This is a genomic window from Flavobacterium johnsoniae UW101, assembly GCF_000016645.1.
Classification (GTDB): domain Bacteria; phylum Bacteroidota; class Bacteroidia; order Flavobacteriales; family Flavobacteriaceae; genus Flavobacterium; species Flavobacterium johnsoniae.
Genome location: NC_009441.1, coordinates 4,731,560 through 4,745,423, shown reverse-complemented (window position 1 = coordinate 4,745,423; position 13,864 = coordinate 4,731,560). Strand labels below are relative to the sequence as shown.

Sequence of the window (13,864 nt, the reverse complement as noted above, 5' to 3'; positions counted from 1 at the left end):
CCACGTTATATTAATAAATTTATGTTGTAAATTCAGGTAAAATGACGTTAGGCTGGGTAGAGTGGGGATTTCAAATTTACATAAAGAAAGATGTAAGAAATTTATTTAGATGTTTCAAGTTATAAAATGCAACCATTTTTTTGTTTTGAAACACTGTATTTTGGGCAGAAAATCAATTTTGATAAAAAAATAAGGGCAAAATTAATTTGCCCTGTTTCTTTCTTCTTCATTTCCGAAATTGCTTTGTTTAGACTGAATTTTTTGGTTTCCAAATTTATAGCTTAACGAAATTCTAAAACCTCTTGTATCGCTGTAGCTTTTTGCATTGGTTTTAATGCCGTTTGATTGGTAACTAATTAATGGTTTTTGTGCATTTAAAAGATCTTCGCCAACAATGGTAAGCGCCAGTTTTTTATTTAAAGTGAGAACTTTAACCGAAACATCTAAAATATGTAAAGTCGAAATATTAAAAATCTGATAACGTCCCGGAAGCTGCAACCCATAATTCACACCCAAAAACAAAGTTTTGGTATGGTTTATCGTAAAATCATTATTGGTATAAAAATACCCGTTATAACCTTCAATTGAATTTATAAAATCAGTTTTAGATTTTACATTTTGATAGTTCAGATTAAAACCTGTAAAACTGTTCCACCAAGACCATTTGTTGAAATTATATGAAGTCGAAAATCCAATTTGATATGTATCAGCATAATTTAAAGGCGTACTTCTCGTAACGTTTGTAACGGGATCGATAATTGATAATTCCTGTCCGAAATCTGAAACCTGAGAAAAATAAACAGAATTCACCCATTTTTGGTTTCGAATAAATGAAAACTCGAAATTATCAATAATAGAAGGTTTCAAATACGGATTTCCCTCTGAATAATAATACGGACTTGTTTTAATAACAAACGGATTTAGATAATCAAAATCAGGTCTGCGGATTCTTCGGCTGTAATTCAACGAAAAAGTATTGTTTTCATTCGGTACATACGTCACGTAAGCCGTTGGAAATAGTTTAATGTAATTATTGGTATTCGTTTGGTTTAAATTTTCTGAGAAACCTTTTGTCTGCGTAGCTTCAAATCGCAGACCAATCTGCGTTTCCCATTTAGGATTTATTTTTTTACTTCCGGAAAAATACAAAGCCTGATTGTATTCTTTATAATTAAACACATTCGACTGATTGGTATTTAAAACTGGATTTCCCGTTTCATTATCATACACCACAAGATTGTTATTTGTGTTGGTATGAAAAGCCTTTGCACCAAAACTAAGATTGGCCCAGACAGCAGGAAAGGTAAAATCGACAGCGGCTGAATAATTGTTTATTTTATTAAGATTGCTGTTTGTAGAAGAAAAAAAACTGTTAGAAATAACATTCTTATCAGCATCTAATTCATTGCCGAAAAAAAAGCGGTAATCGTCTTTTTGATAATTAAAATAATCAAGATCAACCGAAATATTTTTTCCTAAACTATCCAAAACAAAAGTATTATGAAGATTTACAGAATTCATTTTTGGAGCATTTTCAGCTTTTACATCAGATGCGATATAAGAGTTTACAGCATCATCAGTATATATAGTCGTAAACGGATTATTAGCAGAAACTCTATTATTAAAACTGCCCAGATAGCTCATTCCTGCAGACCATTTAGTACTTAGTTTATAATCTATTCCAAGACTTAAACTCAATAAATCGTTTTTAGTTTTATTGGCTGTTTGCTGTTTCCATACTTCATTTGGGTAATAAATTTTACTTTCAGAAGTTCTTAAAAGCTTTCCTGTTCCTTTGCTTACAGAAGTCTGTAGAGAAAGTCTATCTTGATTATAAGTAAATAATCCGTTAAGGTTGCCGCCTGCGTATGTTTTTTGTGTGTACGCACTTCCAATATTAGCATTCCATGAATTTGCTTTTGCCGTTTTCAGTTTAATATTAATTAATCCGCTGTTGCCTTCAGCATCATATTTTGCCGGAGGTGTTGTAATCACTTCAATACTTTTGATATTATCTGACGGAATAGATTTAAGAAATGCAGCCAAATCTTCCTGAGGCATTTTTTGTAAACGATCGTCAATCATAACCAGGATTTCTCCCTTACCCACAATTGAAATAACTTCATTTTGCACGCGAACCGTTGGAGTTGCTTTTAGTGCGTCTAATGCAGTTCCGCCGGCAGCTGTTACCGAGTTTTCTACATTAAAAACAAGTCGGTCAACCTTTTGTTCAACCAGTTTTTTTCTTGATTGTATCGTCACACTTTCAAGCTGCACCGTTTCTTTAATTTCAATCAATCCAAAATCCATGTTTTGGTCAAGTATAATTTCTTTGTTGAGGTATTCTGTTCCAAATTGTTCCAGTAACAGTTTGTAAGTTCCTTTTGCAGCTTTCATTTCAAAATTCCCTAAGCTGTCGGTAGAAACAGATACAAGTATTTTATTGTCTTTTAATAAACTGGCAATTACAAACTCGACAGCAGTTTTATTTTGATTTACTACTTTTCCTTTCAGTTCAAATTGCTGACCGAAAGAATTGATTTTAAACAGAAGAACAAATACTAAAAGAATAATTTTTTTCATGGTTTTAAATTAATTACCCTGCAAAACTGTATCGAAAAAAGGCTGAAAACTACTTTTATCGACAAACCCCCGCGAATAATCTACAAACCCTGTTTTGGGCTTTTTTTTGAATGTATATCTTTGAAAAAAATTACAAAAACATGCATAAGGGAACTTTATCAAAAAAAGCAGAAATACTAATTCATATTGTCTACTGGTTTTTGATGGCCTATTTTACATTCATTAAAAACCCAATACGAGCAAGACTTTATGTGCCGGATTTGTTTTTTATAACCTATCTGATTGTTTTTATCCTTACTTTCTATTTTCATTATTTCGCAGTAATGAAATTCGTTTTTAAATCCTTTCAATGGAAAAGATTTTTTGCAGGCGTTCTCGTTTCTTATTTGTTTTTTACAGCTTTAAGATGGCTGATTGAGCAGGTTATAACTCATATTTTATTTCAAAGAATAAATTATACCAATACTGCATTTTTAAATTATATGTTCGATAATCTGCAATACAGCAGTATGCCGATTATTTTGAGTTCCCTGCTTTGGTTTGTTATTTATTTTATCCGTCTTTTAGAGTACAACCAGATTATTTTAGAAGAAAACAAAAGCACGGAGATTAAATTTTTGAAAGCCCAGATAAACCCGCATTTTATTTTTAATACGCTCAATAATATTTATTCGATGGTTTATTTTCAGTCGGACAAATCGTTAACAGCGATCGAAAAACTGAGTCAGATTATGCGGTTTACGACTTACGAATCGCAGAAAGAAAAGATTAAATTATCAGATGAAATCGATTATATAAAAGCTTATATCGAGCTCGAACAACTAAGACATCAGGAAACTGCTTTTGTTGATTTGAAAACCGAAACCGAAAATGAGTTCGAAGAAATTCCGCCTTATATTTTATCACCTTTAATTGAAAATGCTTTAAAACACGGCAAAACTTCTACAGAAAATCCTATTACAATTGATTTAAAAGTAAAAGACAAAAAACTCATTTTTAAAGTTCTAAATGATATTGGAACACAAAAAAAAGACAAACTGGGAGGAATTGGATTAGAAAACCTCAAAAAACGATTAGAAATATATTATCCGCAAAAACATCAAATAAAATTTACGAACCAAAACAATCAGTTTACAGCCGAACTTGAAATAGATTTAAAATGAAAAAAATAAATTGTATCATATTAGACGACGAACCTTTTGCAGTAAAATTACTGGCAGATTATGCCTCAAAAGTGCCAAGGCTGAATGTTTTATATGCCGATTCTGATGTTTTTAAGGCCATTGAAATACTAAACAACGAATCTGTCGACTTGGTTTTTATCGATATCCAAATGCCGCAGTTAACCGGTTTAGAATTAATGCAGATGTTCAATCAAAAGCACAATTTCATTATTACTTCGGCGTATCCGGAATATGCTTTAGATGTTTTTCAGTTCCATGTTATTGATTATCTGCTGAAACCTATTGTTTTTAATCGATTTTATCAAAGTGTTGAGAAATTTATACGCTGGCAGGAAACCTTTCAAAATCTGGATTCAGAAGATTATTTATTTGTAAAAGCCGATAGAAAACACCATAAAATAGCGACAGATCATATTTTGTATATCGAAGGCTTAAAAGATTATATCCGAATTCATACTAAAGATGAAAAAATTATGGTTTTGGAGAATATGAAAGACATTTTAGAGAAACTGCCGTTAAATCAATTTGTGCGCATTCATCGTTCGTTTATTATTCCCAAAAACAAAATCAAGGTCATCGAAGGCAACCAGATTAAGATGACAAACGGGGAATTTCTGCCAATAGGCGAAACTTATAGAAAACTAATAAGTGACTGGTTAAGTTAAAAAGTAAAAAGCTCTCAAAATAATTGGGAGTTTTTTGTTTATAAAGCTGATTTTCTTCTTAATAAATTACAATTTCGTTTTAATAAATCAAATGTTTTCAGAGGCTTTTCATGTGGGAACTATGTAAATTTTAAATGTAATTATTTCTATTTTATCGGAATGGGCATAGTAAATTGAACTTTCAAATAACAATGCACCAAATGATGAAAAAATTACGAATATCATTAATTAATATACACGGACTTTTAAAAGGGTCAGGTCTTGAAATAGGAAAGGATGCTGATAATGGCGGACAGACGAAATATGTGTACGAACTGGCCGAGTTTTTATCACAGCATAAAGATGTAGAACATGTTCATTTATTTACAAGATTAATTGATGATCCTGCACTTTCGCCAGAATATGCAGTTCCTGTTGAAATAGTTAATGACAAATTAGATATACGCCGAATCCCGTTTCTGGGAAAAAAATACAAACCAAAAGAACAATTATGGGAAGGACTTGACACTTTTGTAAATGGCGTTGTACAGCATATTAAAGCACATAATATTTTTCCCGACTGGATTCATTCGCATTATGGCGATGCCGGATATGCCGCGGCAGAATTATCGGCAGTTTTAAATATTCCTTTTGCACATACAGGACATTCGCTTGGTTTTTATAAAAAGAAAAAACTGCTCGAAAGCGGTTTAAGCGAAGAAGAACTTGAAAAAAAGTTTAAGTTTAAACAAAGAATCGCTGCCGAAGAAAAAACATTAGAATTATCTGAATTTATTGTTACTTCGACAGAACAGGAAATAGAAACCTACAAAATTTATAAAAACTTTGAGATGGGAAAATACCATGCTATTTCTCCCGGAATCGACACCAGAAAATTTGCTCCTTATTATTTTCAGGAAACCGATATTGACAAACAAATGGAAGAAACGCAGCGAAAATACTGGGTTTCAGAAACCATTTCTAAATTCCTGACCAATCCGCATAAACCTTTTATTCTGGCGCTTTCGAGACCAGACCGTCATAAAAATCTTCATACGCTTATTGATGTTTATGGTAAAGACAAAGAATTGCAGAGTATTGCCAATCTGGTCATTTTTGCTGGAATCCGTAAAGATATTGCCAAAATGCCGGAATCTGAAAAAGACGTTTTAACCGATTTATTATTGTTGATGGATAAATACGATTTGTACGGAAAAATGGCGATTCCAAAAAAGCATGATGTCGAAAATGAAGTTTCAATTATCTATCGTTATGCCGCTGAAAAACGAGGCGTATTTGTCAATCTGGCCTTGCATGAAAATTTCGGTTTAACCGTTATAGAATCGGCAAGTTCAGGGCTTCCGGTTGTGGTTACGAAGAATGGCGGGCCTTCAGAAATTATTCCGGTATGCCAGAACGGAGAATTGGTCGATCCGCAGGACGAAAATCAAATTAAAAAAGCCCTTCGAAATATTCTGACCGATGAAAATAAATGGAAATATTATTCGAATAACGGCGCTATAAACATTCAAAAACATTACAGCTGGCTGAGCCACGTTAACCAATATGTTGAATTGGTCAACGAAAATTTATCCTTGTCATCTGGCGCAGGAATAAAAAAACTGCATTATCCTAATATTAATGTCGACCGCTTGAAAAGGAAAATCGATCATTTATTAGTTTCGGATATTGACGGAACGCTGATCGAACCTAAACTGAACAATCCGGGATTAAAGGAATTAAAAACACATCTTGTAAACCGTACAGAAAAAATGGCTTTTGCCATGGCTTCCGGCAGAAATCTAACGCTCGTAAAAAAAGTTATAGACGAAGAACAGTTTCCGCTTCCTGATTTTATAATTTGTTCTGTTGGTACAGAGATTTATTATACAAACGGTAAAGACTATATTCTGGACAAAGGCTGGGCAAAATTCCTCGCCGGACGTTGGAAAAGAGACGATATTGTCAATCGCTTAAAAGAAGTCAAATGGATTAAACTTCAGGAAGAAAACGCCCAGAATCCGTATAAGATTTCTTATTACTACGAAAAAGAACATTATGACCATGAAGAACTCATTCGGGTTCTGGGAACAGGCTGGTACAAAGTAAATATAATTCCAAGTCACGGTCAGTTTCTGGATTTTATTCCCAAAAGAGCTTCAAAAGGAAATGCGATAAAGTTTTTATGTCGTAAATGGGCTATTCCGCTAAGTAATGTAATTGCTGCCGGAGATTCAGGAAACGATATTGATATGTTTAGAGGTCCCGTAAAAGGCATTATAGTAGGAAACCGAAGCGCAGAACTGGCAGAATATGAAACCAGCAAAAGTATTTATGTTGCCCAAACTTTTGCTTCTGAAGGCATTTTAGAAGGATTAAAGCATTATAAAATAATTAAATAACAATGTTGGTTTAATGTGAAAATGCTCCAGAGAAGCGAAATATATATTGATTAAAAATATGCCGCTCCGCTGGAGCTTTATGTACATGAAAATAAATTATGCTATAAATATTATGCTCCTCCGGAGCTTTCATAGCAAATAAAAAATTAAATAATCGACAACTTTTGAAGGTATTAGGAGGATTAAACATTAAATAATCATGTATGTGAAAAATGCTCCAGCGGAGCATAATATTTATAGCATAATTTATATCGCAATATGCACACCGTGATTTTGAGCTCCAGCGGAGCGAAATATATATGGTTTAAAATATGCCGCTCCGCTGGAGCTTTATGTGCATGAAAATAAATTATGCTATAAATATTATGCTCCTCCGGAGCTTTCACAGTAAATAAAATTATAAACAACCAATTAAATAAGTAGTAAAAATGTATTCAGGATCAGGATTTAGCAACTGGGAAATAGGAGACGTTGATATATTTATAGACGAAAATGGTGTACATCATTTATTTCACCTGATTATTCCCAATCACGATTATATTGCCCACGCAGTATCAAAAGACGGACTTTCATGGAAAAGAGTAAAAAATGCTCTTTGGGTTGGAGAACCCGGTGAATGGGATGATGATATGTTGTGGACAATGCATGTGAGTAAAATATCAGGTGGAAAAGGATATGAAATGTATTATACCGGACTTAAACGTCAGGATAAGGGAATCGAACAGAAAATAGGAAGGGCGTTTTCAAAAGATTTAATTATCTGGAAAAAAGAAAACTTACATGGACTTCCTTTTAAAAGTGAAGCACCGCATTACGAAAGCCCGTCAAATAATCCTCGTGAATGGATTAGTTTTCGAGATCCTTTTAAATACCATTATCAGGGAGAAGATTATTTATTGATTTGTGCCCGAAGCGCTTCTGGACCAACTTACAGACGCGGCTGTATTGGAGTTGCGAAGCTGGAAAAAGAAGGTTTTGTACTTCAAAAACCACTTCATATTCCGTATGTATATGATGATGTTGAATGTCCCTGCGTTGTCGAAATTAAAGGGTCGCATTATCTTTTGGGTTCCATTAGAGAAGATATTAAAGTGCGATATTGGATGGCTCCTGATTTTAAATCAGAGTATTGTGCTTTTCATAATAATGTATTGCTGCCACAAGGAAATTATGCTGCGCGGGTTGTAAAAGACGGTGACCACTTTTTAATTTATAATTTTTATTTTGCCGATGGAAATGTAAATACGCATCGTGTAATTCCGCCTCCAAAAGAATTGGATATAGATAAAAGCGGAAGGCTTCTTTTAAAAACCTATCATCATTGGAACAATTTGTACCAAAAGACAATTTTGCAAAAAGACCTTCCGCAGCCAATGCCTATTTTAGGAAACCCAACTGCCGAATTTGAAATTGAGAATGAAAATAAATGGAGATTTGGATGCCGAAGCGGTTATGAAATTTACTGCTTCGAAAAACCATCGGTAGATTTTGTCTGGGAAGGAACACTTGCTGTAGAAGGAATGGGAAAAACCGGATTTGTAATTGAATGTGATAAAGAAGGAACAGGATATTATATTTCTATAGATTTTATGAACGGTTTTGTGCAGTTTAGAGCCTGGGGATTTAATGAAAAAGATGTGAAGAACAATTTCATTTTTGAAAACATTCAGACCAATCAATTTGAAATTCACGAAACCAAACAAATTTATTTCAAGATAATCCGTTACGGAAATTATTACGAACTTTCGATTAACGAAATCGTAAAGCTGACTTTACTGGATTTTAAATACAGCGAAGGAAAAATAGGAATCTACGTTTGTTCTGCCATAGTGGCCGTGACAGATTCACAAATTCACACGATTCCAGAACCCGAAAATGAATATGCAGCAGCTGACCCTGATAAATATTTGAAAGATTATATGAGAATCACACAGATTCAGAATTAGGTTGTAAAACAAAAAAACTCCCAATTGTATTGGGAGTTTTTCTTTTTATAGATTTTATTCTATAGAAATTAGAATTTATTTGGTTTGCTTTCCACAATCTTACTCACTTTAAATACTAAGTAAATCGTAAGTAACATAATGGCAGAAGCTACCATTGCTAAAATATCATAATGTTCCAGCGGTGCATAACTGTCTTTTTGATAGATAATTAATCCGGCAATTACAGCACCAAAACCTCCGGCCATTTGCTGTAAAGAGGAGTTAATACTCATAAACGCACCACGATCCTGCGGATCCGGAACAGCAGAAGTTAAGGTTGTCGACGGAACCATTCTGCTCATGATAGTTGCCATCATAAATACATTTATAACCAAAACAATCCAGAAAGGCGTAGGACCAAAATGAGAGTAAATATTAATTAAAATCACAGCAGATACGGTTGCAAAAGCAAAGATTTTAAATTTATTTACCTTGTCACTCAGTTTACCAATAAAAGGCATGGTAAATAGAGTAGCGATTCCTGTAATCATGAATAACAAAGGCAATTCTTCATTCGTAACTTTAAGGTTGTTAATGGCAAAAGCGCTTCCAAAAGGCATCATCATAAAGCCGCCAATAGAAAGCAGGGCAGTAGACAGAAAACCAATTTGATAATTCTTTTTTGAAATGGTATGCACTAAATGCATAATTGCTGTTTTTTCTTGTTTTAATTTCAAGTGCTCTGTAATAGGCTGTAATTTAGCATAAAGAATGATTGTGATTATAGCCGCCATTGCTGCAATCCATAAAAAAGGTACGTGCCATCCCCATGCATTTGCAATGTATAAACCAATCGGGATTCCAAGAACCTGGCTTACACCAAATCCCATTTGAATAAATCCCATAACTTTTCCTCTCTGCTGTAAGCTGAATAAATCAGCAACAATAGCAAGAGAAATAGAACCAATTACACCGCCAAATAATCCGGTAAAGATTCTTGCGGCAACTAAAAGGAAAAAGTTAGGTGCCAAAGCACAAAATAAAGTTCCTATAGTAAAACCGATGTAAAAGAAAAGCAGCAGTTTTTTTCGGTCAAATTTATCTGCAAAACCTGCAGTAAGCAAACCAGAGACTCCGGCGCTGAAAGCATAAGCAGAAACGGCAACACCAAATTGTGAGGCCGTGATTTTTAAAGTCTTCATCATAATATCTCCAAGAGGCGACATTACCATGAAATCTAATACAACAGTAAATTGTGTAATGGCTAATAAAAATATAACCAGTTTTTGATAGCCGTTAAAACTGGGTTTCTGAGTTTGATTTTCGTTCATATATTATTGTAATTCTTTGCAGTCAAAATCGTGAAAATTCAATAAATCGATTATTTGGCCTGCGTTTAGTTTTTCGCTTATAATTCTAAGTACACAGTCAATATCCTCCTGATCGATTGTCCATTGTAATATTGATTTATTGGCGTTTAGAAACGTCGCGATTTTGTTTTTACTTGACTCTGTTTTTATATTAGTTGCGAATATCAGTACATTCATAACATAAAAATTTAAGGTGTTAATGCTTTAATTATTAAGCTTAATGTTTCTTTTTGGACTTCTTTTGTTAACGTGAAAGGCGTGTTACCACCAAGTCCTCTTCCTTTTTCATGAAAACGAAGTAAATTGTATAAAGGCCCGTAAGCGATACTCCAGAAAACTTCTTTAGAAACAGGAACAATCTCTTTTCTTTCGATAGCTCCCTGCAGAAACTGCATCATGATTACCTTAAAATCAGCCAGGCTTTCTTTAATTATATCTTCGCCATAATTAGAGTTTTGAAGAATTTCCCAGCAGGCAATTTTATCTGTGTTTTCCATCATAAACGACGAACGGTTTTCCCATTGTTTGGCAAGACCTTCTGCAAAAGGCATGTCAGGAGAAAAATCTTTTAAAGAACTTTTAAAAAAATAAGTGCCCAGTTCGGTTCCCACTTTTTTGATCAAATCTTCTTTATCAGTATAATAAATATAAAGAGTCGCTACAGATATACCACATTCTTTTGCTAATCGATTCATCGCAAAGCCCTCGATGCCATGCTTTACAATCATTTCAATGGTTTTCTGTTTGACTATTTCTTCTTTATTAGTATCTCTCGTTCTCAATATAAAAGGATTTTGTTGATGCAAAGTTATAATAATAAATGAATGTTTGCTTATTTATGAAAAATATTTTTTTTTAGAATAATTATATTAAAACAAACTGTTAGGCTTTTTTTATTATTTTTACCATTAACAGCTATCATATTAACCTGATTTTGTATGAGATACTGATTTTGCTTTACTAACTTTTAATTACTAAAAAAATGAGAAAAAACAACGATTTTGGTCTGCTGATACTTCGTATTGCAGTAGGACTTTTGATGCTTCTTCACGGTATTGGAAAACTTGGCGGCGGTTTAGAATTTATAAGCGGCATGCTTGAAGGAAAAGGAATTCCGGGTTTCATTGCTTATGGAGTTTTAATAGGCGAAATTTTAGCACCTATTTTAATTATAATTGGTTTTAGAACCAGAATCGGAGCTTTACTTTTGGCAGTTAACTGTTTAGCCGCTGTTCTGTTAGTTCATTCTGCAGATATAGCTAAATTAAGTGATACCGGAGGCTGGGCAATAGAGCTCGTTGGATTATACTTTTTTGGTGCGCTTGCTTTATTTTTTACAGGCGGAGGAAGTCTGGCGGCTTCAAAAAACAACAAATGGGATTAAATAATAAAAACAGAAGTATATTACAGTTAATCAGTTATTTGTAATAAAATTCTACAGATATAAAAAAGAGGCTTTCGAGTCTCTTTTTTGTACATTCTTTTAAGAAAAAAATAACAGCATCAGTACCCAAAATACCCAAATTCTAATGTTATTTTAATGTAGCACCCAAGATTTCGTTCTAACTTGCGCCCCTTTAAGGATTGGAAAAATGTTGAGTCAAATTAAAAATAGTATTTTATGTAAATGCCTTCAGGCGTTGCTGATCGGCTATTTTTTAATGAGCAGTATTAACGTATCAGGCACCTTCGGAAGAATTATAAATAATAATACCGAAACACATTCTGTTAAAGGAATGACTTGTAATTTTTTAAAGAAAATTTTTAAATGCGACGGTATTCCCGAAGAACTGGATGATTACGAAACAAAAGATACCAAAACTACAAAACTTGCCAAAGGGATTCCGTTATTAGAATATCTTGTTCCGGCTCATACCACACTGGCTGGTTATAGTTTTCAGCTGCAGGCTAAAGAAAAAAATTACATAGACAATTCTGTTTTTTCGTTTGGGTTTCATGGCAAAATTGATATACCGCCTCCACGAGTTATCATATAAATACTTAATTTTGTAAGGATTAGACTTTTTTTTGTAATCCTTAATATGGTTTTTACCGTATATTAATATCTATCTATTAATCTTGTATTTATATATAAATTCATGACACCATTACAACGTTTTTACAACTTACTCAGACTGGATAAGCGCGATGTATATCAAATTATATTTTATGCTGCTTTTGCCGGTTTGGTCAACCTCTCACTTCCTTTAGGAATACAGGCGATTATTAATTTTATTCAAAGCGGACAACTGAGTGTTTCCTGGATTGTTTTAGTAATTCTGGTTACTATTGGTGTAGGTTTTGGCGGTATCTTAACCATTTTACAGCTTAGAATAGTTGAGAATTTGCAGCAGCGAATTTTCGTTCGTTCGTCTTTTGAATTTGCGTACAGAATGCCTTTAATTAAATTTAAAGAAATGTATTCTGAATATGCACCCGAAAAAGCAAACCGTTTCTTTGATACTTTAATGGTTCAAAAAGGAACAGCAAAACTATTACTGGACTTTTGTACGGCATTCCTGCAGGTTGGTCTGGGGATTATTTTACTAGTTTTGTACCATTCTTTCTTCATGGTAATAGGCCTTTTGTTTATTGCGATTTTGTATATCATTTTTAAATTTTCGTACAGGGACGGACTTGAAACGAGTCTTAACGAATCGAAGTTTAAATATAAAGTAGCAGCATGGCTTCAGGAAATTGCACGCAACCGGGAAAGCTTCCGCAGAAAGGGAGGTTTTGAATATGCATTAGAAAGAAATGACGGTTATGTTAGTCAATATGTCAATTACCGTGAAAAACACTTTCAGGTAATGAAAAAGCAATATATTCAGCTTACTATATTTAAAGTAATTGTTACAGCTGCCTTATTGTCGATTGGTGGTTTTCTGGTAATTCACCATCAAATGAACATTGGGCAGTTTGTGGCAGCTGAAATTGTAATTGTACTTTTAATCAATTCTGTAGAAAAAATAATCTTTGGTCTGGAATCTTTTTATGATGTACTAACCTCTGTAGAAAAAATTGGACAGGTTACAGATATGGAAACTTCATGTATCCCAAACACATCAGATGTAAGTGATACTGGTATTAATATAGAAACCGAAAGTGTAGCTTACAATTATCCGGAGCACAATAAAAAATCTCTTAAAAATATTAACTTGAAAATCTCTCAGGGAGAAAAAATTATTTTAAGAGGAACAAACGGTGCAGGAAAAAGTACATTATTGCGATTACTGGCAGGATTACTTGAACCGGAAAGCGGTGCAATGTATGTTACAGACAATTACATGAACCGTCTGGATGAAGATACTTACAGAGCGCAGGCGGGAACTTTTTTACAAGGCGACACGCTGTTTGCGGGAACGATTAGAGAAAATATTCTTTTTGGAAACGAAACACTTAATAATGACGATTTAAAATGGGCTTTAGACAACGTTGGTTTAACGCCTGATATTAAAACTTTCCCGAACGGACTGGAACATCAGATTCATCCGGGCGGACGTGAACTTTCGGCTTCTGATGTTCAAAAAATTCTTTTGGCAAGAAGCATCGTGAACAAACCTAATATATTATTCCTTGAAGATCCGGTTGATAAAATGGATGAATTGACTTCTGGTAAAATTGTTGATTTTTTACTTTCTGAAGAAAATGACTGGACGGTAATTGTTACTTCTAAAAATGACATGTGGAAGAACAAATGCGGCCGTATGATAACGATTGACGATGGAAAAATTATTAACGACATAAAGCTATAAT

General features: G+C 33.7%; 11 protein-coding genes. 7 read left to right on the top strand and 4 right to left on the bottom strand.

Annotation, left to right across the window (positions count from 1 at the left end):
* Nucleotides 1-201: 201 nt before the first annotated feature.
* Entirely contained in the window at nucleotides 202-2,583 is a 2,382-nt protein-coding gene (locus FJOH_RS20545; protein ID WP_012025946.1) for an outer membrane beta-barrel family protein, read from the bottom strand.
* Nucleotides 2,584-2,723: 140 nt separating this feature from the next.
* Here FJOH_RS20545 and FJOH_RS20540 point away from each other — a divergent pair, with 140 nt between their 5' ends.
* From FJOH_RS20540 to FJOH_RS20525, 4 genes are all read left to right on the top strand, one after another.
* Complete coding sequence (locus FJOH_RS20540; protein WP_044048459.1) at nucleotides 2,724-3,746, top strand: sensor histidine kinase; 1,023 nt, start codon at nucleotides 2,724-2,726, stop codon at nucleotides 3,744-3,746.
* Nucleotides 3,743-4,432 carry a LytR/AlgR family response regulator transcription factor gene (locus tag FJOH_RS20535; protein ID WP_012025944.1) on the top strand — a complete coding sequence of 230 codons (690 nt, stop codon included), beginning with the start codon at nucleotides 3,743-3,745 and terminating at the stop codon, nucleotides 4,430-4,432. Before FJOH_RS20540 ends, FJOH_RS20535 begins: the two co-directional genes overlap by 4 nt.
* A gap of 200 nt (nucleotides 4,433-4,632) precedes the next feature.
* Nucleotides 4,633-6,813, top strand: a complete 2,181-nt coding sequence (locus FJOH_RS20530) for an HAD-IIB family hydrolase (protein WP_044047960.1) — start codon at nucleotides 4,633-4,635, stop codon at nucleotides 6,811-6,813.
* Nucleotides 6,814-7,241: 428 nt separating this feature from the next.
* Entirely contained in the window at nucleotides 7,242-8,759 is a 1,518-nt protein-coding gene (locus tag FJOH_RS20525) for a glycoside hydrolase family protein (protein ID WP_012025942.1), read from the top strand.
* Between the two features lie 68 nt (nucleotides 8,760-8,827).
* On the opposite strand, the gene FJOH_RS20520 is transcribed toward FJOH_RS20525, so the two are convergent.
* From FJOH_RS20520 to FJOH_RS20510, 3 genes are read right to left on the bottom strand one after another with little or no spacing between them, the layout of a single operon-like run.
* Nucleotides 8,828-10,069: an MFS transporter gene (locus FJOH_RS20520; RefSeq protein WP_012025941.1), complete on the bottom strand. Its 1,242-nt coding sequence runs from the start codon at nucleotides 10,067-10,069 to the stop codon at nucleotides 8,828-8,830.
* Nucleotides 10,070-10,072: 3 nt separating this feature from the next.
* Nucleotides 10,073-10,285: a hypothetical protein gene (locus FJOH_RS20515; protein WP_044047958.1), complete on the bottom strand. Its 213-nt coding sequence runs from the start codon at nucleotides 10,283-10,285 to the stop codon at nucleotides 10,073-10,075.
* An 11-nt stretch (nucleotides 10,286-10,296) separates the two neighbouring features.
* The gene (locus FJOH_RS20510) at nucleotides 10,297-10,890 is read right to left on the bottom strand and encodes a TetR/AcrR family transcriptional regulator (RefSeq protein ID WP_044047957.1); all 594 of its coding nucleotides are present in this window, start codon (nucleotides 10,888-10,890) and stop codon (nucleotides 10,297-10,299) included.
* Between the two features lie 200 nt (nucleotides 10,891-11,090).
* Here FJOH_RS20510 and FJOH_RS20505 point away from each other — a divergent pair, with 200 nt between their 5' ends.
* The 3 genes from FJOH_RS20505 to FJOH_RS20495 all read left to right on the top strand — a co-directional run bounded on the left by FJOH_RS20505 (nucleotide 11,091) and on the right by FJOH_RS20495 (nucleotide 13,863).
* A complete protein-coding gene (locus FJOH_RS20505; RefSeq protein WP_044047955.1) occupies nucleotides 11,091-11,492 on the top strand; it encodes a DoxX family protein in 402 nt (133 codons plus the stop codon).
* A gap of 277 nt (nucleotides 11,493-11,769) precedes the next feature.
* Nucleotides 11,770-12,105, top strand: coding sequence for a hypothetical protein (locus tag FJOH_RS20500; protein WP_235023066.1), 336 nt, complete (start codon nucleotides 11,770-11,772; stop codon nucleotides 12,103-12,105).
* Nucleotides 12,106-12,207: 102 nt separating this feature from the next.
* Nucleotides 12,208-13,863: a peptidase domain-containing ABC transporter gene (locus FJOH_RS20495; RefSeq protein WP_012025937.1), complete on the top strand. Its 1,656-nt coding sequence runs from the start codon at nucleotides 12,208-12,210 to the stop codon at nucleotides 13,861-13,863.
* The last annotated feature ends 1 nt before the right edge of the window (nucleotide 13,864 follow it).